At 69.1% G+C, this 21,317-nt stretch carries 23 protein-coding genes; 18 read left to right on the top strand and 5 right to left on the bottom strand.

What is annotated here, in order from left to right:
• The first annotated feature begins 1 nt into the window (after window position 1).
• From FVO59_RS04835 to FVO59_RS04795, 9 genes are all read left to right on the top strand, one after another.
• Complete coding sequence (locus FVO59_RS04835) at window positions 2-463, top strand: heat shock protein transcriptional repressor HspR (RefSeq protein WP_182255213.1); 462 nt, start codon at window positions 2-4, stop codon at window positions 461-463.
• Between the two features lie 53 nt (window positions 464-516).
• Window positions 517-1,182: a GntR family transcriptional regulator gene (locus FVO59_RS04830; RefSeq protein WP_182255211.1), complete on the top strand. Its 666-nt coding sequence runs from the start codon at window positions 517-519 to the stop codon at window positions 1,180-1,182.
• Between the two features lie 171 nt (window positions 1,183-1,353).
• Window positions 1,354-2,319, top strand: coding sequence for a tripartite tricarboxylate transporter substrate binding protein (locus FVO59_RS04825; protein ID WP_182255209.1), 966 nt, complete (start codon window positions 1,354-1,356; stop codon window positions 2,317-2,319).
• A 58-nt stretch (window positions 2,320-2,377) separates the two neighbouring features.
• Window positions 2,378-2,905, top strand: coding sequence for a tripartite tricarboxylate transporter TctB family protein (locus tag FVO59_RS04820; protein ID WP_182255207.1), 528 nt, complete (start codon window positions 2,378-2,380; stop codon window positions 2,903-2,905).
• Window positions 2,902-4,551 carry a tripartite tricarboxylate transporter permease gene (locus tag FVO59_RS04815; RefSeq protein WP_182255205.1) on the top strand — a complete coding sequence of 550 codons (1,650 nt, stop codon included), beginning with the start codon at window positions 2,902-2,904 and terminating at the stop codon, window positions 4,549-4,551. The genes FVO59_RS04820 and FVO59_RS04815 overlap by 4 nt, the downstream gene beginning before the upstream one ends.
• Complete coding sequence (locus FVO59_RS04810) at window positions 4,548-5,417, top strand: dihydrodipicolinate synthase family protein (RefSeq protein ID WP_182255203.1); 870 nt, start codon at window positions 4,548-4,550, stop codon at window positions 5,415-5,417. The genes FVO59_RS04815 and FVO59_RS04810 overlap by 4 nt, the downstream gene beginning before the upstream one ends.
• 44 nt (window positions 5,418-5,461) lie before the next feature.
• Window positions 5,462-6,949 (top strand): FGGY-family carbohydrate kinase, encoded by a 1,488-nt coding sequence (locus tag FVO59_RS04805; RefSeq protein ID WP_182255201.1) that lies wholly within the window; start codon window positions 5,462-5,464, stop codon window positions 6,947-6,949.
• Window positions 6,950-6,973: 24 nt separating this feature from the next.
• Entirely contained in the window at window positions 6,974-8,605 is a 1,632-nt protein-coding gene (locus tag FVO59_RS04800) for a fucose isomerase (RefSeq protein ID WP_182255199.1), read from the top strand.
• 92 nt (window positions 8,606-8,697) lie between these two features.
• Entirely contained in the window at window positions 8,698-9,165 is a 468-nt protein-coding gene (locus FVO59_RS04795; RefSeq protein ID WP_182255197.1) for a hypothetical protein, read from the top strand.
• 74 nt (window positions 9,166-9,239) lie between these two features.
• Here the strand turns inward: FVO59_RS04795 and FVO59_RS04790 are convergent, their stop codons facing one another.
• Window positions 9,240-9,806, bottom strand: a complete 567-nt coding sequence (locus FVO59_RS04790; protein WP_182255195.1) for a TetR/AcrR family transcriptional regulator — start codon at window positions 9,804-9,806, stop codon at window positions 9,240-9,242.
• A gap of 74 nt (window positions 9,807-9,880) precedes the next feature.
• Here FVO59_RS04790 and FVO59_RS04785 point away from each other — a divergent pair, with 74 nt between their 5' ends.
• Complete coding sequence (locus tag FVO59_RS04785; RefSeq protein WP_182255193.1) at window positions 9,881-10,453, top strand: dihydrofolate reductase family protein; 573 nt, start codon at window positions 9,881-9,883, stop codon at window positions 10,451-10,453.
• A gap of 19 nt (window positions 10,454-10,472) precedes the next feature.
• On the opposite strand, the gene FVO59_RS04780 is transcribed toward FVO59_RS04785, so the two are convergent.
• Window positions 10,473-11,057 carry a hypothetical protein gene (locus FVO59_RS04780; RefSeq protein ID WP_182255191.1) on the bottom strand — a complete coding sequence of 195 codons (585 nt, stop codon included), beginning with the start codon at window positions 11,055-11,057 and terminating at the stop codon, window positions 10,473-10,475.
• Between the two features lie 94 nt (window positions 11,058-11,151).
• Here FVO59_RS04780 and FVO59_RS04775 point away from each other — a divergent pair, with 94 nt between their 5' ends.
• Entirely contained in the window at window positions 11,152-12,330 is a 1,179-nt protein-coding gene (locus FVO59_RS04775; protein ID WP_259363445.1) for a glycosyltransferase, read from the top strand.
• 132 nt (window positions 12,331-12,462) lie between these two features.
• Here the strand turns inward: FVO59_RS04775 and FVO59_RS04770 are convergent, their stop codons facing one another.
• A complete protein-coding gene (locus tag FVO59_RS04770) occupies window positions 12,463-12,606 on the bottom strand; it encodes a hypothetical protein (protein ID WP_182255189.1) in 144 nt (47 codons plus the stop codon).
• A gap of 97 nt (window positions 12,607-12,703) precedes the next feature.
• On the opposite strand from FVO59_RS04770, the gene FVO59_RS04765 reads away from it, so the two are divergent.
• Window positions 12,704-13,672: a GlxA family transcriptional regulator gene (locus FVO59_RS04765; RefSeq protein ID WP_182255187.1), complete on the top strand. Its 969-nt coding sequence runs from the start codon at window positions 12,704-12,706 to the stop codon at window positions 13,670-13,672.
• A 213-nt stretch (window positions 13,673-13,885) separates the two neighbouring features.
• On the opposite strand, the gene allB is transcribed toward FVO59_RS04765, so the two are convergent.
• Window positions 13,886-15,283, bottom strand: coding sequence for an allantoinase AllB (gene allB, locus FVO59_RS04760; RefSeq protein WP_182255185.1), 1,398 nt, complete (start codon window positions 15,281-15,283; stop codon window positions 13,886-13,888).
• Between the two features lie 206 nt (window positions 15,284-15,489).
• Between allB and FVO59_RS04755 the strand changes: the two genes are divergently transcribed.
• The 6 genes from FVO59_RS04755 to FVO59_RS04730 all read left to right on the top strand — a co-directional run bounded on the left by FVO59_RS04755 (window position 15,490) and on the right by FVO59_RS04730 (window position 20,427).
• Window positions 15,490-16,347 carry an HpcH/HpaI aldolase/citrate lyase family protein gene (locus FVO59_RS04755; protein ID WP_182255183.1) on the top strand — a complete coding sequence of 286 codons (858 nt, stop codon included), beginning with the start codon at window positions 15,490-15,492 and terminating at the stop codon, window positions 16,345-16,347.
• 35 nt (window positions 16,348-16,382) lie between these two features.
• Entirely contained in the window at window positions 16,383-16,850 is a 468-nt protein-coding gene (bcp, locus tag FVO59_RS04750) for a thioredoxin-dependent thiol peroxidase (protein WP_182255181.1), read from the top strand.
• 179 nt (window positions 16,851-17,029) lie between these two features.
• On the top strand, window positions 17,030-17,518 hold the full coding sequence (gene uraD, locus FVO59_RS04745; RefSeq protein WP_182255179.1) for a 2-oxo-4-hydroxy-4-carboxy-5-ureidoimidazoline decarboxylase: 489 nt from the start codon (window positions 17,030-17,032) through the stop codon (window positions 17,516-17,518).
• Window positions 17,519-17,529: 11 nt separating this feature from the next.
• Window positions 17,530-17,871 carry a hydroxyisourate hydrolase gene (gene uraH, locus FVO59_RS04740; RefSeq protein ID WP_182255177.1) on the top strand — a complete coding sequence of 114 codons (342 nt, stop codon included), beginning with the start codon at window positions 17,530-17,532 and terminating at the stop codon, window positions 17,869-17,871.
• Between the two features lie 9 nt (window positions 17,872-17,880).
• Window positions 17,881-18,774, top strand: a complete 894-nt coding sequence (gene pucL, locus FVO59_RS04735) for a factor-independent urate hydroxylase (protein WP_182255167.1) — start codon at window positions 17,881-17,883, stop codon at window positions 18,772-18,774.
• Window positions 18,775-18,927: 153 nt separating this feature from the next.
• On the top strand, window positions 18,928-20,427 hold the full coding sequence (locus FVO59_RS04730) for a nucleobase:cation symporter-2 family protein (protein WP_182255165.1): 1,500 nt from the start codon (window positions 18,928-18,930) through the stop codon (window positions 20,425-20,427).
• An 82-nt stretch (window positions 20,428-20,509) separates the two neighbouring features.
• Here the strand turns inward: FVO59_RS04730 and FVO59_RS04725 are convergent, their stop codons facing one another.
• Window positions 20,510-21,262: an SDR family oxidoreductase gene (locus FVO59_RS04725; protein WP_182255163.1), complete on the bottom strand. Its 753-nt coding sequence runs from the start codon at window positions 21,260-21,262 to the stop codon at window positions 20,510-20,512.
• Window positions 21,263-21,317 lie beyond the last annotated feature (55 nt).

The raw sequence follows: 21,317 nt of genomic DNA, 5'->3' as shown, positions 1-21,317 counted from the left end.
CATGGATGCCGATTCTCCCGTCTTCGCGATCGCGGTCGCCGCGGAGCTGGCCGGGATGCACCCCCAGACGCTGCGGCAGTACGACCGCATCGGGCTGGTGGTGCCCGGCCGCACCCGCGGCGGCTCGCGACGCTACTCGATGCGCGACATCGAGCAGCTCCGCGAGGTCGCCCAGCTCTCGAGCGAGGGGATGAGCCTGCCGGCCATCGCCCGGCTGCTCGATCTGGAGGACGAGGTGCGGATGCTGCGCCGCCGCGTCTCCGAGCTGGAGGGCGCGCTGCGCGCCGAGCGGGAGAGCCGCCCCGGCGTGCGCGTGTTCGCCGCCGGGGCGACGGGTCAGGTCGTCACCCTGCCGTCGGGGCGGCGCATCCGCCGCTCGACGGAGGTCGTGCTCTGGCATCCGCGGGGCGCGGTCGCTCGCGACGACGCCGGGGAGGACGATTCTCCGCTCGAGCGCGACTGACCACTGGCTGCTCCCGGCATGTAACCTGTCAACAGTAAACATGGGAGACGAGCATGACCATGACGGTGAAGCGCGGAGAGTCACTGGGCGCCCAGGTGGCGAACGTACTGCGACAGAGGATCGTGCGCGGCGAGCTCGTATCGGGCGAGCGCATCACCGAAGAGGCGCTCGCCGAGGAGTTCGAGGTCAGCCGCGGTCCTGTGCGCGACGCGCTCACGCAGCTGAGCTTCGAGAGGCTGGTGCGCATCCAGCGACCGCGCGGCGTGTTCGTCATCGGCCTCACTCATGACGACGTCGACGAGCTGTACAGCCTGCGCGGCGCGCTCGAGCAGCTCGCGCTGTCGCGTGCGATCCGCGTCTCGGACGACGCGCGGTGGGCGGCGATGGGCGAGGCGGTGCGCCGGATGGCGGATGCCGCCGACTCCGGCGACCATGCCGCCTTCGTCGAGGCCGACCTCGACTTCCACTCGCAGATCTACGCCCTCTCCGATCACTCCCGCCTCGAGGCGGCCTGGCGGCAGTATCTGCCGACGTTCACGGCTCTGCTGGATGTGACGATCAATCACGACGCCGATCTGCACGACTCGGCACACGATCATGTCGTGCTCATGGACGTGATGCGCAGCGGCGATGCCGGCCGAGCCGCCGCCGTGCTCACCGCGCATCTCGACGGGGCGAGGGATCGCATGCTCAGCGAGCTGGTCGAGCAGACAGCCTGAGCGCGGCGCTCCGGGCGAGCGTCCTCTCGAGCGGCTCGGCTGGTGCGAGCGTGATCGCCTGCAGCCCTCCGGCTCAGACCGGATGGATTCTGCTACCTGTTGACTGTTAACAGTGAACAATGATACGCTCGGCTGGTCGACAACACGGTCGACCAGCACCGAGGAGCAAAGATGCCCCGCATCCGCATGTCCCGCGCGGCCGCAGCCATCGCAGCCGCCGCCGCAACCGCGCTCGTCCTGGCCGGCTGCACGAAGGTCGAAGAGGGCGGTGCCGAATCGGCCTTCCCCGAGAAGGACATCCGCCTGATCATCCAGGCCAACCCCGGCGGCGGTTCCGACCTGTCGTCGCGCGCGCTCGCCACCGAGCTCGAGAAGATCCTCGACGTCAGCGTCATCCCCGAGAACATGCCCGGCGCCGCGGGTGCCCTCGCCATGGAGTACGTGGGAAGCCAGAAGGCCGACGGCTACGTGATCGGCTTCGCACCCGTCGAGATCGCCATGCTCAACACCACGCAGGGCGCGAAGGTGCTGCCCGAGAACTACGACCTGCTCGGCCAGATCATGCTGGCACCCGGTGTCGTCACCGTCGGCGCCAACAGCGGCATCGATTCGCTCGAGGCACTCGTCGAGAAGGCGGAGTCGGGCGCAGTGACCGTCGCGAACTCCGGCGCGGGCTCGATCTGGGAGGCGGCGACCGTCGGTCTCGCGGACACCACGGGCGCGCAGTTCTCGCCGGTGCCCTACGACGGCGGCGCCACCGCCGTGGGCGCGGCCGCCTCGGGCGAGACCGTCGCCGCCGTCTCGGGCCTCGGCGAGGCGCTCGCGCAGGGCGACGCGGTCAAGATCCTGGCAGTGATGCACGACGAGCGTCACCCCGATGCGCCCGACGTGCCCACGGTGGCCGAGGCCATCGGCGATGACGTCGAGTTCGGCGGCTGGGGCGGCATCTACGCGCCCAAGGGCCTGCCCGACGACGTGAAGGAGAAGCTGGAGTCCGCCGTCAAGGAGGCGGTCGACTCCGACGCCTACCAGAAGTTCCAGAAGGACGCCGGCAACCTCGTGGTCTACCGCGACTCGGCCGAGTGGACCACCTACGTGAACGACCAGTTCAGCCTGTTCAAGGACCTGCTGGGCTGAGACGGTTCAGGGGCCGGGTCACGCGATCCGGCCCCTGGATTCTCGAGAGGACGATCACATGTCGACCATCGACGCCACCTCCGAGGACGAGTACCAGAGCGCGACCCCGTCGCGACGGCTCGAGGTCCTCTTCGCCGCCGTCGCGCTGGCTCTCGCCGCGGGGTATCTCGCTCTCGCGCTGCAGATACCGCTTCGCCGTGCCGCTGCGCCCGGTCAGCTGGATGCCCGCTTCTGGCCCACCGTGCTCGGCGTCTCCGCCGTCGCCGTCGCGATCGTCCTGCTCGTGATCGCACTGACCCGGCCCGCGCCCACCCGTGAGGATGTCGAGAGCATCCAGCGGGGCGGAGTCGTCCGCGTGATCGTCACGGTGGCCGTCGTCTGCGCCTTCGTCGCGCTGTGGTCGATCGGCTCCGTCATCCTCTTCGGCTACCGCATCGAGATCTTCCCGATCGCAGCGGGCCTGTTGATGGCCACACTGATGCTCGTCTACGGCCACCGCCGCTGGCTGAGCCTCATCATCTACTCCGTCCTGGTCACGGCGTTCGTCTACGTCGTGTTCGGCATGCTCCTGAGGATCCCGCTGTGAACCCCTTCATCGAGGGAGTGAGCTCCCTGCTGGACATCTCGATGCTGCTCTACATGGGCATCGGCCTCGTGCTCGGCTTCATGGTCGGCGCGTTCCCCGGCATCACCGCCACGATGGCCGTCGCCCTCGCCGCCGGCTTCACCATGACGCTCGAGCCCGTGCAGGGCCTCGCCGTGCTGCTCACGATCTATGTGGCGGCGAACTTCGGCGACCGGGTGCCCTCCATCCTGATCAACACGCCTGGCACCCCGGCATCCATCGCCACCACCCTCGACGGCTATCCGATGGCGAAGCAGGGCAGGGCGGGACTCGCCCTCACGATCTCAGCGATCGTCTCGGCCGTCGGCATCCTCGCCTCACTCGTGCTGTTCTCGGTCGCCGCCGTGCCCATCGCCAACTTCGCCCGCGACTACTTCAAGTCGCCCGAGCTGTTCGCGCTGGTCGTCTTCGGCATCGCGATCATGATCGGCATCTCCTCGAAGTCGATGCTCAAGGGCATCCTGGCCGGACTCTTCGGCCTCATGCTCGGCAGCGTCGGCACCTACGCCGCGACCGCCGACCAGCGGTTCACCTTCGGGCTGCTCGAGCTCGTCGAGGGCGTCAACTTCATCGCGGTCATCATCGGCCTGTTCGGCATCGCCGAGCTGCTCGACCAGCTGCTCACGCACCGCCAGAGCAGCGTGCGCCCGATCTCGAGCCTGGGCCGGTGGTGGCCGAATCGCGAGGAGCTCAAGCAGAGCGGCCGCGCGACGGCGGTCGGCGGTGCGGTGGGTCTCGGCGTCGGTCTCATCCCGGCTGCGGGCGGCGACATCGCGGGCCTCATCGGCTGGGAGCGCGCTCGCAAGGCGTCCAAGCACCCCGAGCGGTTCGGCAAGGGGTCGATCGAGGGCGTCGCCGCGTCCGACACCGCGTCGAGCGCGACACTCGGCGGTTCGCTCACCACGACGATGGCGCTCGGAATCCCCGGCGACTCGGTGATGGCCGTGATGATCGGCTCGATGATCATCTGGGGCATCACTCCTGGACCGACGCTGTTCTCGAACCGCCCCGACCTGGTCGTCTCGATCGCCGGCATCATGCTGATCGCGACGCTGCTCTCGTTGGCGCTGAGCCTGGTTCGCATGAAGGGCATGGTCAAGCTCCTCGACGTGCCCCAGCCGTACCTGTGGAGCGGCATCCTCATCTTCTGCATCATCGGCACCTATGCCACCTCGAACAGCCTGTCGACCGTGATCACGATGCTCGTGTTCGGCGTGATCGGCGTGCTGCTCAAGCGCATGCAGGTGCCGGCCGGCCCCGTCGTGCTCGGCCTCCTGCTCGGCCCGCTCGCCGAGGAGAACCTCGCTCGCACCATGGCGATCCTGCCGACCAAGCCGTTCTTCTCGGTGGTCAGCCCGATCGCGATCCTGCTGATCCTGCTCGCCGTGCTGTCGGTCGTCATGCCGGCGATCCGCGCGGCGCGCAAGCCGCGCGAGCAGCGCCACTCGTTCGAGGAGTCGGTGCTCCACACCGAGAGCATCGACCAGATCACCCAGGCCAGAGAAGAGCTCGCGGGCCGGCCTGACCTGCTGACCTCGACCGTGCGCAGCATCGACAGCAAGAGCGGACGCCGCGCGCGCCGCAGCAAGAAGGAGAACGAGAAGTGACCCGCTACGACATCATCACCGCAGTGCCCACCGCGTTCCACCGCGACGGGAGCTTCGATGAGACCGGCTCGCGCGAGATCCTCAGGTACGTCGCGGCCTCCGGCAACGAGGGGGCGTTCGTGCTCGGCACGACCGGCGAGTTCCCCGCTCTCGATGTCGAGGAGTTCACCGCGTTCGTCCGCGCCGCGATCGACGAGCTGGCGCAGCGCATGCGCGTGATCGTGCACGTCGGCCGCCCGAGCGCCTTCGAGGCCGTTCGTCTGGTCGCCATCGCGCGCGCTCTCGGCGCCACCGAGTTCGCCGCACTGACGCCGTACTACCTGCGTGCATCCGACGACGCGATCTTCGACTACTACCGTCAGGTGTCCGAGGCCGTCGGCGACGGACGCCTCTACGTGTACGTCTATCCGGCCCGCAGCGGCAACCCCGTGTCGCCTCAGCTGCTCGCCAGGCTGGCGGAGCTGCCCGGCGTCGTCGGCGCCAAGGTCAGCGAGCTGAGCCTGGATGACCTGGCGGCGTACCGCGCTGCGGTTCCCGCTGGCTTCGACCTGTACACCGGAGCCGACCGCGATCTCATCGCCGCAGTCGGCGTGGGTGCGCAGGGTGTCGTGTCCGGCGTGTCGTCCGTGACGCCGAAGCCGTTCCGCGCGCTGGCCGATGCCGGCCGCGCGGGCGATGCGCAGGCCATCGCGGAAGCTCAGTCGGACGTCGACGAGGTCGTGTCGCTGATCGGCGGCGACATGGCGCGCATGAAGGAGGGGTACCGCGTGCTCGGCATCGTCGACACGCACTGCCGCATGGCGATCGATGAGCCCGACGAGGCCGGACGCGCAGACGTCGCCCGCGTCGTGGCTGCGCACTCCTGAGCCACGACGGGCCTCTCACCAGGGAACTGCCGAGGAGGAAGACAATGCGCTGCACCCTCGGGGTGGACATCGGCACGTCGAGCAGCAAGGGCGTGCTCGTCACGGAGGACGGCACGATCCTGGCGACCGCCGTCCGCGCGCACGAGGTGGACAGGCCCCGCAGCGGCTGGGTCGAGATGGACGGTCGCATCTGGTGGGACGAGTTCATCGCCATCGCCCAGGAGCTGATCGCCGCGGCGCCGGACGCTCGTGTGCATGCCGTCGGCGTCAGCGGGATGGGGCCGTGCATCCTGCTCGCCGACGAGCACGACGAGCCGGTGCGCCCGGCGATCCTGTACGGCGTCGACACCCGCTCCACTGCGCAGATCGCGCGCATGACGTCGGAGCTGGGGGAGGGCGAGATCACCCGCATCGGCGGCTCGGTGCTCACCTCGCAGGCGGGCGGCCCCAAGATCGCCTGGGTCGCCGATGAGGATCCGGACGCCTTCGCCCGTGCGCGGCGGCTGTTCATGCCCGCCTCGTGGCTGGCCCGGCGGCTCACCGGCGCCTACGTGCTCGACCACCAGTCGGCGAGCCAGACCTCCCCGCTCTACGACATCGAGCAGGAGCGATGGCATGAGCCGTGGTGGCGACGGTACGCGTCTCCGATCGAGCCGCCTCGGCTCACCTGGGCGGGTGAGATCGCGGGGACGGTGACGGATGCCGCGGCGCTCGCCACAGGCATCCCGGCCGGCACCCCGGTGATCACCGGCACCATCGACGCCTGGACCGAGGCCGTCAGCGTCGGCGCGCACGAGCCGGGCGACCTCATGCTGATGTACGGCACGACGATGTTCCTCGTCGCCACCGGCGAGCAGACGCTGCGCACGCCGTCGATGTGGACCACCGCCGGCGCCTTCCCCGGCACTCGCAACCTCGCCGGCGGGCTCTCGACCTCCGGCGCGCTCACCGCATGGCTGAAGGACCTCTCCGGCGCCGGGTACCCCGAGCTGCTGGCCGAAGCGGCGGAGTCAGGGCCGGGGGCGCAGGGACTGCTCATGCTGCCCTACTTCGCCGGGGAGCGGACCCCGATCCAAGACCCCGACGCCCGCGGGGTCATCGCAGGACTCACGCTCAGGCACGGCCGGGGCGACCTCTACCGGGCCGCCCTCGAGGCCACTGCTCTCGGGGTGCGCCACAACGTCGAGACCATGCGGGCCGCGGGCGCCGACATCCGCCGGATCGTGGCTGTCGGCGGCGGCACGCAGGGCCGGCTGTGGCTGCAGATCGTCTCCGACGTCACGGGGCTCGTGCAGGAGGTGCCCGAGACGACGATCGGAGCCGGCTACGGCGCGGCCTTCCTCGCCGCGTCCGCTGTGGCTCCGGCATCCGCCCGACCCGCGATCGGCGAGTGGAACCCCGTCGTCGAGACCATCACTCCAGACCCCGCCCTCGGCGCACTGTACGACGCGCTGTTCGACCGGTACCTGCGCCTGTACGACGGCACGAGAGACGTCGTCCACGAACTCGCCGCCGATCAGCGCGGCGCCTGACCACACACCCCACGGAGAACCACCATGAGCTACATCCTGCCCGCCCCGCCCGCCCGCCCGGCTTCCGCACCCCGCACCGCGTACCTGATCGCCTCGGGTGACCTGCGCGAGTCGGCCAACGTGGCGGGCTGGCCCGCCCAGGTGGCGCTCGAGGCCGCCGTCACCGGCGTGCTGAACGACCTCGGCTGGAGCGTCGTCCGGGCGAACGACGTCGACCCCGCGACGGGCCACGGCTTCATCTCCAGCCAGCGGATGGGGCTCGAGGTCTTCAAGGGCATCCCGGCCGATGCGCCGCTCATCGTCGCCGAGGCCGTCTGGCAGTACTCGCACCACGTGCTCGCAGGTCTGCGCACGCACGGGGGGCCGATCCTCACCGTCGCGAACTTCGCCGGCGACTGGCCGGGGCTGGTGGGCCTGCTGGGACTGAACGCCGGGCTCACCAAGATGGGCAGGGAGTACGCCACCATCTGGTCGGTCGACTTCACCGACGACTGGTTCCGCGACGGCATCAAGGAGTGGACCGAGACCGGTGCGATCACGCACGACGCCTCGCACGTGCGCCCCCTCCCCGCCCTGCCCGACAGCCCCGAGAAGCAGCTGGGGCAGGCGCTCGCCGCAGAGCTGCTCGTCGACAAGGCCATCATCGGCGTGTTCGACGAGGGATGCATGGGCATGTACAACGCCATCTTCGACGACGAGCTGCTCAACAGGACGGGCATCTACAAGGAGCGCCTGTCGCAGTCGGCGCTGTACGCCGAGATGCTCGAGGTGACCGATGCCGAGGCCGACGCTGCCTATGACTGGCTGGTCGAGCGAGGGATGACGTTCCGCTACGGCGAGGACGCCGCCACCGAGCTCACCCGCGAGCAGGTGCAGTGGCAGCTGAAGATGTACATCGCGGCACTGCGGATCGCCGACGACTTCGGGCTCGACGCCGTCGGCATCCAGTACCAGCAGGGTCTCAAGGATCTCGTGCCCGCGTCCGACCTGGCCGAGGGCATCCTGAACTCCACCGAGCGTCCGCCTGTGACCAGCCGCGACGGATCGCGCATCCTGCACGAGGGTCGCGCCTTCCCGCACTTCAACGAGGCCGACGAGGGGGTCGCCGTCGACGCGCTGGTCACCGACCGGGTGTGGCGTGCGATGGGTCTCGTCCCCGACAACACCCTGCACGACGTGCGCTGGGGCGAGGAGTACGACGGGGAGTTCGTGTGGGTCTACGAGATCTCGGGGTCGGTGCCCGCGTCGCATCTCGGCGGCTGGGACAAGGCCGAGGGGTGGCGGCAGGGCCATGTCTTCTTCCCCGCGGGCGGAGCCACCATCAACGGGGTCTCGAAGCCGGGCGAGGTGGTGCTGAGCCGGGTGTTCATCGCAGACGGCATCCTGCAGGCCGACCTCTTCCGGGCCTCGGTGATCGAGCTGCCTGCTGAGGAGACTCAGCGCCGCAAGGACGCCACCAACCCCGAGTGGCCCATCGCGCATGTCGTGCTGCACGGCCAGACCCGCGACCAGTTCATGGCCCGCCACAAGGCGAACCACGCGCAGCTCGTGTACGCACCCGATGCCGAGACAGCCGACAAGGCGCTGATCGCGAAGGCCGCCATGTTCGAGGGGATGGGCATCAGGGTCAACCTCACGGGTGACGTCTCGGTCTGAGGCGTCGCGACGCGGCTGAGGAGTGCAATAGGGTTTTCACAGTCGGGGGGCTGCGCTGGGCAGGTCTTCGGCCAGTCACCGGAGGAGAATCCATGCGCACTGCACCCAAGACCACTCTGTTCGTCGCCGCTCTGGCGCTCGCCGTCGGCCTGACCGGCTGTTCGGGCGCTCCGGCCGGCGACGGCCAGAAGGCCGACGAGAAGCCGGCCGCCAGCAGCCAGAGCGTCGCAGACGCCTGCAAGCTGTTCGTCGACGAGGGCACCGAGATCAGCAACAAGGCGCAGGAGCTCTCGGCTTCCGCCTCCACCGACCCGGCGGCCGCGGCCGCCGCGCTCGACGACGTGCAGAAGGAGTTCGAGGCCCTCGGCGAGAAGATCACCAACGAGGAGATCTCGTCCGTCTACGACGAGTTCGTCTCGGCGTACGGCGAGTTCTCGACCATCATCGGCGAGGTCTCGGCCGACCCGTCCAAGGCCACCGAGGCCATGGAGAAGATGAGCGACACGGTCACCAAGGTCACCGACGCGAGCAAGAAGCTCGGCGAGGCCTGCAACGGCTGAGCGAGCGTCTGCTCGTCGCTGAAGAACCCGCCCCCGCACTCCTGCGGGGGCGGGTTCTTCATATCAGTCCGCGATCAGGGGAGCAGGCCGGCGACGAGCGCGTCGACGATCTCGTCTGTGTCCGTCCCGGGGTCGAGAGGCGAAGTGAGCCTGTCGAACACCAGGCCCTCGATCGCATAGTGGAACAGGGCGATCTCGCGTCGTCCGCCCGGAAGGCCCGCGGCCTCGTTGAATGCCACGTCGTGGTCGAACGCGGTGCTCTGCCACTCGCGGAAGGCCGGCGCCAGCTCTGGTCGGCGCGCCAGTTCGAGCCGAAGCTCGAACAGCGCCAGCGTCACGTCGCGGTGGGTTGTGAGGCGTCGGACGATGTCGCGCAGGTAATCGGCGAAGAGCTCGCGGGTCGGCGGCGTCGATGCCCTGGCCGAGAGGTCTTCCGGCGTGGGGGAGAGACGGATCCCGATCCGCTCGATGAGCCCGGCGATGAGCAGCTCCCTGCTGCGGAAGTAGTTCGACGTGGTCCCCAGGGGCACGCCCGCCTCGGCGTCGATCGCACGGTGCGTGAGCCCGCGCGATCCCTCTCTGGCCAGCACGCTGATCCCGGCGTCCGCCAGCGCTCTGCGCCTCGCATCGTTCTTCGCCATGGCTCGACACTAGCGCAACCACTGCACCTGTTGTAGTCTGGTCAACCACTGCACCTGTCGTGATCGGAAAACTGATGCGAGAACTCACCTACTTCGTGGCCGTCTCGGTCGACGGCTTCATCGCCGGCCCGAACGGGGAGCACGACCGCTTCCTGGCCGAGGGTGACCACGTTGACGCGATCGCGGAGCGCTTCCGCGGCACCGTGCCGACGGTGTTCGCCGACCGGGCCGGGGTGCCCGCTGAAGGCGGTCCGTTCGACACCGTCCTGATGGGCTGGAACACCTACGCGGTCGGTCTGCCCCATCTGCCCAGCCCCTATGCCCATCTCAGGCAGATCGTCTTCACGCGCGCCCACGAGGCGCCGGTGGGCGCGGATGCCGTCGAGTGCACCGATCGCGATCCGGTCGATGTCGTGCGCGAGCTGAAGAGCTCGCCTGGTGACGGCATCTGGCTCTGCGGCGGCGGCGCGCTCGCCGCGCAGCTCGCCGACGAGATCGATCGCCTCGTGCTGAAGATCAGCCCGGTGCTGTTCGGCGACGGCATCCGGCTCTTCGGGAAGCGGTCCTACGCGCCCAGCGGTATGACATCCGACGCCGCCACGCGATACGAGTCGGGCGTGGTGATCGCCGAGTACTCGAGGGCGTGACCAGGGTCGCCGGCGCGGCTCAGGCCGGGGGCAGACGCAGCACGTCGCCCTCGCCGCCGGCGATGTCGTCGGCGATCCGGATGCTGCGGGCGAGGTCGTCCAGTGCGCCCTCCAGCGTTCCGAAGCGCTCGCGGTCGCTGCACACCGCCGTCAACGTGATGAGATGCGTGCCGGTGTCCCACGTGTAGGTGGCAGAAGGCGGGGATGCCGGGTTCGGCGGCACGGGCATCAGGAGCTTCTCGCCCTGCCCGAGGGCCGTGCGGAAGTCCTCGGTGTCGTCGTACTCCATCGGCATCATGGCCCGCGCGGTGCGCAGCTGAGGGGTGAGCTCCTGCACGGTGGCCATGGCGACCACCAGCTCGGGCTCGGCCTTCCAGGTCCACGCGAGCACCCGCCCGTCGGCCCTGCGCATCGCGAAGGGGATCGCCTGGCTGGCCAGCCAGCTGCCGAACCGCGCACCGGGCAGCGTCTCGCGCCCGAGGCCCGTGCCGGCCTGGCCCATGAGCATCCGGATGGCCGCCTTGCGATGCCGGCGGCCGGTGAAGCCGAGCGAGCCGGTGACGGGGATCCACAGGGCGCGGTCGGCGGACGAGATCAGGCGCATGACCCCACGGTACGCGGCCCGCCTCCCGGGCGGGCACAGTCGCCTCGGGTAGAGTGACGGGCGCCCAGAGCTAGAGATAGGCAGCAGACTTCCCGTGACCTCCGGACGCCCCCTGAAGATCCTCATCGGCTGCGACACGTTCGCCCCCGACATCAACGGAGCCGCACGCTTCGCCGAGCGCCTCGCTGCCGGCCTCGTGCAGCGAGGCCACGACGTGCACGTCGTCGCGCCGAACACCGCCTACCGCCGCTCGCCCGCGCACACCGAGATCATCGAGGGCGAGCCCATGACCATGCACCGGCTGCCGGCACTGCGATGGCTGCCGCACGACTGGGTGCGCTTCGTCTGGCCGTGGCGATCGAAGCACTGGGCCCGCAAGGTGCTCGACGAGGTGCAGCCTGACATCGTGCACATCCAGTCGCACATCATCATCGGTCGCGGCCTGACCAGGATCGCCGACCAGCGCGGCATCCCGGTCGTCGCCACGAACCACGTCATGGCCGAGAACATCCTCGACCACACGACGATGCCCAAGTTCATCGACGACATCGTGCTGCGCCTCGCCTGGGCCGATGCCAAGCGCACCTTCGACATGACGCGCGCCGTGACCACGCCGACCCGCAAGGCGGCGGACTTCCTCGAGCGCACGATCGACACCAGGGGCGTCGTGCCGGTCAGCTGCGGCATCGATCGGCGCAACTACACGCCTGTGATCGCCCCGCGCGAGAAGAACCGCATCCTCTTCGTCGGCCGTCTCACCGGTGAGAAGCAGGTCGACGTCGTGCTGCGCGCCGTGCAGAAGCTCGATCCGGCCCTCGACGTGCACTTCGACATCGCGGGCGGGGGCGATCAGCGCAAGGCGCTGGAGGCGCTCGCCGCGCAGCTCGGCATCGCCGAGCGGGTGACCTTCCACGGCCGTGTGACCGATGAGCAGCTTCGCGAGCTCTACTCGCGCTCCTCGGTGTTCGCGATCGCGTCGATCGCCGAGCTGCAGTCGATCGTGACGATGGAGGCGATGGCATCCGCTCTGCCCATCGTCGGAGCGAACGCGGTCGCTCTGCCGCACCTCGTGCACGACGGCGAGAACGGCCACCTGTTCGAGCCGGGCGACGTCGACGACCTCGCCGACAAGCTCACCCAGGTGCTGACCGCGTCGCCGGCCGAGTACGAGCGGATGCAGCGCGCCTCGCTCGACGGCGTCGCCGTGCACGACATCAACCGCACGCTCGACACCTTCGAGGCCCTCTACAGAGGCGAGCCCCTGCCCGACTGACCTCTCGCCCGCCCGTGGGCTGGGGCGGGCGCGGAGGCAGGCGCACGCGCGGAGGCAGGCGGATTCCCGCGGGGTTCGCCTGTGCCGGTGTGTTCGCCTGCGCTCGCGCGGTGGCGGATGCCCGGAGGGGCGTCAGTGCGAGGGGAGGGCGCGGTCGTTCTCGGCGACGCGCGTCCAGTCGGTCGCGGAGCGGCGGAATCCGTCGCGGCGCAGTTCGACGACGGTCGCCACGAGGGCCCAGAGGGCCAGGGCTGCGATGATGAGGACGATGAACATGGCAGTAACGCTACGTTCAAGGTGAAACTGCCACTAGTGGCAGAGGTGACACCATGCGTAGGATTACTGCCAAGCATCCGCTCTGGGAGGAGACCCGATGAAGACCGTCGCCTGCGTCATCGACAACGGCTTCGCTCCGTTCGAGTTCGGGGTCGCCTGCGAGGCCTTCGGCCTCGACCGCAGCGACGACGGCGTCCCGAACTTCGACTTCCGCGTCGTCGCGCCGGAACCGGGCCTCGTGCGATCGAAGATCGGCTTCTCGGTCGAGGTGCAGAACGACCTGGCTTTCGCGCACGAAGCCGACCTGGTGATCTTCTGCCCGATGCCCCGGGAGCAGTGGACGCAGGTCGACTCTCGGCTGATCGACCTCGCCCGCGCGGCGGTCGCGCGGGATGCCTGGGTCATGAGCGTGTGCAGCGGCTCGTTCGCCCTCGCCGCCGCCGGAGTGCTCGACGGGCGCCGCGCGACCACCCACTGGATGTACGCGCACATCCTGGCCGAGATGTACCCGCTCATCGACGTCGATCCCGACGTTCTCTTCGTGCAGGACGGTCGCATCATCAGCAGTGCAGGTACCGCGGCGGGAATCGACGCCTGCCTGCATCTGCTGCGCATCGAGCTCGGTGCCGAGCTGGCCGGACGCATCGCCCGTCGCATGGTCGTGCCGCCGCAGCGCGACGGCGGTCAGGCGCAGTACGTCGACCGGCCCCTCCCCGTCGAATCCGGCGGCTCGCTGGCATCCGTCGCCGACTGGGCGGTGCAGAACCTCCGCGATGAGCTGTCGGTCGATCAGCTCGCAGGTCGCGCGCACATGTCGTCGCGCACCTTCGCCCGCCGATTCAAAGCGGAGTTCGGCGCCACACCCGCGTCGTGGCTCACCCGCCAGCGCGTGATCAGCGCGCAGCGGATGCTCGAGCGCACCGACTTCGGACTCGATCGCGTCGCCGAGGAGAGCGGCTTCGGCTCGGCGGCCGTGCTGCGTCAGAACTTCGCCAGGGTGCTCGGCACCACTCCGACGGCGTATCGGGCGCGCTTCTCGTGCCGTGATGAGCGGATGCCCGCCTGACCGGATGCCCGGGAGCCGGATGCCCGGGAGCCGGATGCTGGCCAGGCGGATGCACGGGAGCCGGCCGTCCGACCGGATGCCTGCAATCCGGCCGTCGGTGCGCGCCCACGCGGAGGCAGGCGAACAACCCGAGGCAGGAGAATCCGCGGGGAATCCTCCTGCCTGGGCGTGTTCGCCTGTTCTCGCGCGGTCAGCAACTGACCGGGATCGCGCTCAGGCGTTCGTCATGCCACGGCGCAGCAGGCGGCCGCGGGGGTTCTCGAAGTCGATCACCTCGCCGTGCAGCCAGGTGCGACGCACGACGCCCGCGAGGGCCTTGCCCTGGTACGGGGTGATCGGGTTCTTGTGGTGCAGCTTCTTGACGTCGACCACGTACGCGTCGTCGGCGGCGAAGATCGAGAAGTCCGCGTCGTAGCCGGGGGCGATGCGGCCCTTGCCGGTCAGGCCGGCGAACTGCGCCGGTCGCTCGCTCATCCAGGCCACGACCTGCTCGAGCGACAGCCCGCGCTGGCGCGCCTCGGTCCAGATCAGCGACAGGCCGAGCTGCAGCGACGCGACGCCGCCCCATGCCACGCCGAAGTCGCCGTTCTCGAGGTCCTTCAGGTCGAGCGTCGAGGGCGAGTGGTCGGAGACGATGAAGTCGATCGTGCCGTCCTCCAGCCCCTGCCAGAGCAGCTCGCGGTTGCCCGCCTCGCGGATGGGCGGGCAGCACTTGAAGGCCGTGGCCCCGAGCGGGATCTCCTCGCTGACCAGGGTGAGGTAGTGCGGGCAGGTCTCGACGGTGATCTTGAGCCCGTCGTGCTTCGCGGTGCGCAGCATCGCCAGCGCGTCGGAAGACGACAGGTGCAGGATGTGCGCGCGGGCGCCGGTCCAGCGGGCGCGTTCGATGACCTCGGCGATGGCGAGGTTCTCGGCCCCGCGGGGTCGGGATGCCAGGAACTTGGCGTAGTCGTCGCCGTCGGGCTGCGGAGCGCGGTCGATCGCACGCGAGTCCTCGGCGTGCACGATCATCACCGAGTCGAAGTTCGAGAGCTCGCGCATGTCCTTCTCGAGCTCGTCAGGGTCGAGCGGGGGGAACTCGTCGACACCGGAGTGCAGCAGGAAGCTCTTGAACCCGAACACGCCCGCGTCGTGCAGCGGGCGGAGGTCGGCCGTGTTGCCGGGCACGGCGCCGCCCCAGAAGCCCACATCGACGTGGGTCTGGCCACGGGCCGCCTGGCGCTTGGTCTCGAGCGCGTCGACGCTGACCGTCGGCGGGATGCTGTTGAGTGGCATGTCGACGATGGTCGTGACGCCGCCGGCGGCAGCTGCACGGGTGGCGGACGCGAAGCCCTCCCACTCGGTGCGGCCGGGCTCGTTGACGTGCACGTGGGTGTCGACCAGGCCGGGGATCAGGGTCTCGTCGTCGGCGAGCTCGATGATCTCGGCGCCGTCGAGGTTGTTGCCGAGCGGCTGCATGGCGACGATCACGCCGGCGCGCACGCCCACCTCGCGCGGTCGGATGCCGGCGGTCGTGAGCACCCGTGCACCGCGGATGACGAGGTCGTAGGTCTCGCCGGTCGGGTCGAGCGAGACCGGCGCGGATTCCTGGTGCTCGGCGTCGTGTGACATTCCGGCCATCCCTTCACAAAGATTTCATTAGGCGAGAACTAGTTTTCGCACTAGGAGATCTCACCACGCGCGGAAACCGCTGTCAACATCGGGAGAGTGTAGTCGCGGCATAGGGTGGGCGGGGTGATGTCCGCGTTGGCGGTCCGCGAGGGACCGCAGTAGACTTTTCGTATAGCAGAACTTGATTTTCATTGATCGGAACTAAGATGAACGCTCCACTCACGTCCGCGACGCGACGCGAGATCGCCCCCGAACTCGCCCGCTCCTGGCTGCTCGTCGCCGCCACGCGCCCCGAGGCCTTCGACGACGCCGCGGCCTCCCACGCCGACGCCGTCGTGCTCGACATCGAGGACGCCGTCGACGCCAGCAACAAGGAGTCTGCGCGCGCCGATGTGGTGCGCTGGCTCAGTGAGGGCGGACGCGCCTGGGTGCGCATCAACGATGCAGGCAGCGATTACTGGGCGGATGACATCGAGGAGCTGCGCGCGGCACCCGGTCTGCAGGGCGTGATGCTCGCCAAGACCGAGCTCGGCGGCCAGGTCATGGACACCTTCAATCGCCTCGGGGCGCGGGTGCCGATCGTCGCGCTGGTCGAGTCGGCCGTCGGCATCGAGAACGCGAGCGAGATCGCTCGCGCCAAGGGCGTCTTCCGGCTCGCCTTCGGCAGTGGCGACTTCCGGCGCGACACGGGGATGTCGGCCGATCGCGAGGCGATGGCCTATCCGCGTGCGCGCCTGGTGATCGCCAGCCGCGTCGGCTCGCTGCCGGGACCGATCGACGGGCCGACCGTCGGCTCGAGCCACCCCATCCTGCGCGAGCAGTCGGCCATCACCGTGTCGATGGGCATGACGGGCAAGCTCTGTCTCTCCACCGACCAGACCCCCGTGGTGAACGAGGTCATCAGCCCCACCCGCACCGACGTCGAATGGGCCCACGAGTTCCTCACCGACTTCGACGCCCGCGGTCGGATCGTCCGCGACGGCAGCGACCTGCCGCGTCTCGGTCGCGCACGCAAGATCATGCAGCTCGCCGAGGCCTTCGACGTGCTGCCCGTCGCGCGCTGAGCGCGGCACCCACCCCTCAATCGAACGGAGTCATCATGACCGACAAGCTCACCGCGGGCGTCCCCGCTCCCGACTTCGCCCTCGCCGACGCCGAGGGCCGCACCACCGCGCTCTCCGACCACCGCGGCCGCAACGTGGTCGTCTACTTCTACCCGAAGGCGGCCACCCCCGGCTGCACGACCGAGGCCTGTGACTTCCGCGACAGCCTCTCGGCTCTCGACGCGGCCGGCTACGCGGTCATCGGCGTCTCGCCCGACTCCGTCGACGAGATCCGTGCGTTCTCCGAAGCGGAGGGTCTCACCTTCCCGCTTCTCGCCGACACCGACGCCGCCGTCGCGAAGGCGTGGGGCGTGTGGGGCGAGAAGACCGTGGGCGACCGCACCTTCGACGGAGTGATCCGCTCCACCTTCGTGCTCGACGGCGACGGCGTCGTCCAGCGCGCCGAGTACGGGGTCGATGCAGAAGGTCACGTCGCCCGTCTGCGCGCCGAACTCGGAGTCTGACTCCACGATGCGAAAATGGCCGCCGTGGATGTTGACAACAGCCTCGGCGGCCATCACAATACTTACACATGCTGAAATAACAGTTCCGGCATACGGAAGAAACCTTCTCGTGAAGACTCCGTCAGGGGTTTCCGTATAGCCTTCGCGCCGGATGCCAGCATTCTGCTTGAGGATCGAAGATGTTGCTCGAGAACTTCAACTCGGCTCCCCGTGAAGAAGCCGTCGCCGTCGTGAAGCCGGCACTCGACATCAGCCGCTGGATCGACGCGATCGTCGACGGCCGGCCCTACCGGAGCGTCGACGAGGTCGCCGCCGCCGCCACCACGGTCGCCGCCCCGCTCTCCGAGGCCGAGCTCGACGGCGCACTCGCACACCACCCGCGCATCGGCGAGCGCCCCCAGGGCGAGAGCGCCGAGGCCGCGCTGTCGCGCAAGGAGCAGCCAGGCGTCGATGCCGAGGCCGCAGCCGCCCTTGCCGCCGGCAACAAGGCATACGAGGAGAAGTTCGATCGCGTGTACCTGGTGCGCGCCGCGGGCCGCTCCGCCGAGGAGATCCTCGCCCTGCTGCAGCAGCGGCTGGGCAACACCCCCGAACAGGAGCTCGTCGTGGTCGACCAGCAGCTGCGCGAAATCGCGGCGCTGCGTCTGGCCGGAGCCCTCGAGAGCTGAAGGAGCGCGACATGAGCGTTTCCCACGTGACCACCCACATCCTGGACACCTCGATCGGACGCCCTGCGCCCGACGTCGCCGTCGCACTCGAAGCCCGTCGGGGCGACGAGTGGGTCGGGATCGGTTCAGGATCCACAGATGCTGACGGGCGGGTGAAAGAACTGGGCCCCGAGCGGCTGGAGAGCGGTGCGTACCGTCTCCGGTTCGACACGGCGGCCTACTTCGCCGGCATCGACACGGACACCTTCTTCCCGGAGGTGGTGTTGACCTTCCAGGTCGACGCTGAGCAGGCGCACTATCACGTGCCGCTCCTTCTCAGCCCGTTCGCCTATTCCACTTACCGAGGAAGCTGAGTAGAGATCATGACCAACATCATTCTGGGCAAGAACCAGTACGGCAAGGCAGAGGTCAGGGTCGTCCGCGTCACGCGCGACACCGACCGTCACGAGATCGAGGACCTCAACGTCACCTCGCAGCTGCGCGGTGACCTCGACAGCGCCCACTTCGAGGGCAACAACGAGCACGTCGTCCCGACCGACACGCAGAAGAACACGGTGTACGCCTTCGCCAAGGACGGCGTGGGCAGCCCGGAGGAGTTCCTGCTCCGCCTCGGCCGCCACTTCACCGGCGAGTTCGACTGGATCACGGGAGGCCGCTGGGAGGCCGAGCAGTACACCTGGCAGCGGATCCAGGGCGATGACGGCGAGCACGACCACTCGTTCGTGCGCGGCGGCACCGAGACCCGCACCTCCGTCGTGCAGATCGACGGCGACGACACGGTCATCATCGCCGGTCTTCAGGACCTCAAGGTGCTCAAGACGACCCAGAGCGGCTTCGTCGGCTACCCGAAGGACAGGTACACGACGCTGCCCGAGACCGAGGACCGCATCCTCGCCACCTCGGTCACCGCGAAGTGGCGCTACAACCGCAACGACATCGACTTCAACGAGACGTTCGCCGACGTGCGTCGCCTGCTGCTCGCCGGCTTCTCGCGCAACTACTCGTACGCGCTGCAGCACACGCTGAAGGAGATGGCAGAGGCCGTCCTCGAGGCGCACCCCGAGATCGACGAGATCCGCTTCTCCACCCCGAACAGCCACCACTTCGTGGTCGACCTCTCGCCGTTCGGCCTCGAGAACCCCAACGAGGTGTTCTACGCCGCCGATCGCCCCTACGGCCTGATCGAGGCATCGTTCCTCCGCGAGGGCGCCGACACCGACCACTGGTCGTGGGACGGCATCGCCGGCTTCTGCTGATCCGGCGCCAGCCGACTCAGGACACACGCCCCGGGGGCTCGTCGGTCATGCCGACGGGCCCCCGGTGCCATCAGAGCGGGACGGTCCCGTTCACCATGCCCATTTTCCGTATGCCCACCCCGAACAGCGGGTCCCGGACAAGGAGGTCCACACATGACTGCGGCACGCAGCACCACGCCCAAGCGTCCATCCGACCGCCCCGAGGACGAGCGCCTCAGCATCGGCGCATCCTTCACCTACGGGCTCCAGCACGTCCTCACCATGTACGGCGGCATCATCGCTCCGCCGCTCATCATCGGCTCCGCCGCCGGCGTCAGCCCGTCCGAGATCGGACTGCTCGTCGCAGCCTGCCTCTTCGTCGGCGGGCTGGCGACCCTGCTGCAGACCATCGGCTTCCCGTTCTTCGGCTCCCAGCTCCCGCTCGTGCAGGGCGTCTCGTTCGCCGGCGTCGCCACCATGCTCGCGATCGTGAACGGCAACGGCCGCATGGGCCTCACCGACGTCTTCGGCGCGGTGATCATCGCCTCGCTCATCGGGCTGGTGATCGCGCCGTTCTTCGCGCAGATCGTCCGGTTCTTCCCTCCGGTCGTCACCGGGGTCGTGATCACCTCGATCGGGCTGTCGCTCATGCCCGTCGCCGGTCACTGGATCACCGGGAACGATCCGACGGCCGAGAGCTTCGCCGATCCGGTGAACATGGGCATCGCGGCGTTCACGCTGGCCGTGATCGTGCTGCTCAGCAAGCTCGGCAACGCGTTCGTCTCGCGCCTGTCGATCCTGCTCGCCATGATCATCGGAACGATCTTCGCCGCACTGATCGGCCGCGCCGACTTCTCGAAGGTGTTCGAGGGCGACTTCTTCGCCTTCCCCACGCCGCTCGCCTTCGGTGCGCCCACCTTCGACGTCGCCGCGATCCTGTCGATGCTCATCGTCGTGCTGGTGATCCTCACCGAGACCACGGCCGACATCCTCGCCGTCGGCGAGATCACCGGATCGAAGGTCGACCGCAAGCGCATCGCAGCGGGCCTGCGCGCCGACATGCTGGCGAGCGCCGTGTCTCCGATCTTCAACTCGTTCACCCAGAGCGCCTTCGCCCAGAACGTCGGCCTCGTCGCCGTCACCAAGATCAAGAGCCGCTACGCGGTCGCCGCCGGCGGGGTGGTGCTGATCATCCTCGGCCTGTGCCCGTTCCTCGGGCGCGTCGTCGCGGCCATGCCGACCGCGGTGCTGGGAGGTGCGGGCATCGTCCTGTTCGGCACGGTGACCGCCTCGGGCATCCGCACCCTCTCAAAGGTCACGTACGAGGGCAACATGAATCTGATCATCGTCGCCACGGCGATCTCGGTCGGCACCCTGCCCGAGCTGATCCCCGGGCTGTACTCCAACTTCCCGAGCTGGTTCCAGGTCATCTTCAACTCGGGCATCAGCTCGGCCGCCGTGATGGCGATCCTGCTGAACCTCGTGTTCAACCACCTGAAGCGCGGCAACCCGGCCGACCCGTCGGTGTTCGCGGCGAGCCCGGTGCGCGTCATCAGGACCGACGTGATCCGGGTGCTGAAGGAGGGCGACCGCTACGTCGACGGCAAGCTCGTCGGCGCAGACGGCAAGGTCGTGCAGATCGTCGACGACGAGCCGCACGGATCAGGGCACTGAGACCGGACCGAACCGACCGGGGGTCCGCATTCCTGGGGAGTGCGGACCCCGCTGGGGAGTCATCATGACCAGCAGCGCACGCTCAGCCGCGACCGCCGAACGGCATGCCCGCGGCCGCCACCGTGAGCGACGGGATGTTCGCCTCCGCAGGCAGCTGCGCCATGAACAGCACGGTGCGCGCGGCGTCGGCCACGTCGAAGGTCGGCTCCACCATGCGCGAGCCGTCTGCCTGCAGCGCACCGGAGCCCACGCCGATCTCGGTCATGATCTGCGTGGCCGCGTTGCCGATGTCGATCTGACCGCAGCTGATCCCGTGCCGGCGCCCATCGAGGTCGATCGATCTGGTGAGACCGGTGATGGCGTGCTTGCTCACCGCGTACGCGACGGACTGCGGCCGCGGCACCTGCGCCGAGATCGAGCCGTTGTTGATGATGCGGCCGCCCTGCGGCCGCTGGGCGATCATGGTGCGCATCGCGGCACCCGCGCACAGCAGTGCACCGGTCACGTTCACGTCGATCGTCCGGCGCCATTCGTCGGGATCGACGTCGGCCGCGGATGCCGCGGGGCCGAAGATCCCGGCGTTGTTGAACAGCACGTCCACCCGGCCCCACTCCGCCACGACCCGGGCGAACAGCGCGTCGACCTGCGCCGGGTCGGTGATGTCGGTCGGCACGACCAGGGCATCCGGATGCCCTGCCGCGGTCTGCTCGAGGGCATCCGCCCGTCGCCCCGCGAGGGCGACCCGGAATCCCGCCTCGAGCATGGCCTCCGTCACAGCCCGACCGATCCCCGAACCCGCTCCTGTGACGACGGCGATGCGCTCGCTCACGGTCACCCCTTCCGCTTCCTGTTCCCCTGCCTGATCGGCAGCATCCACTCCATCTAACAAG

The sequence above is a fragment of the Microbacterium esteraromaticum genome, from assembly GCF_014084045.1.
Taxonomy (GTDB): Bacteria; Actinomycetota; Actinomycetes; order Actinomycetales; family Microbacteriaceae; genus Microbacterium; species Microbacterium esteraromaticum_D.
The sequence above is the reverse complement of the archived record's forward strand: the minus strand, read 5'-3'. Positions and strand labels throughout refer to the sequence as shown.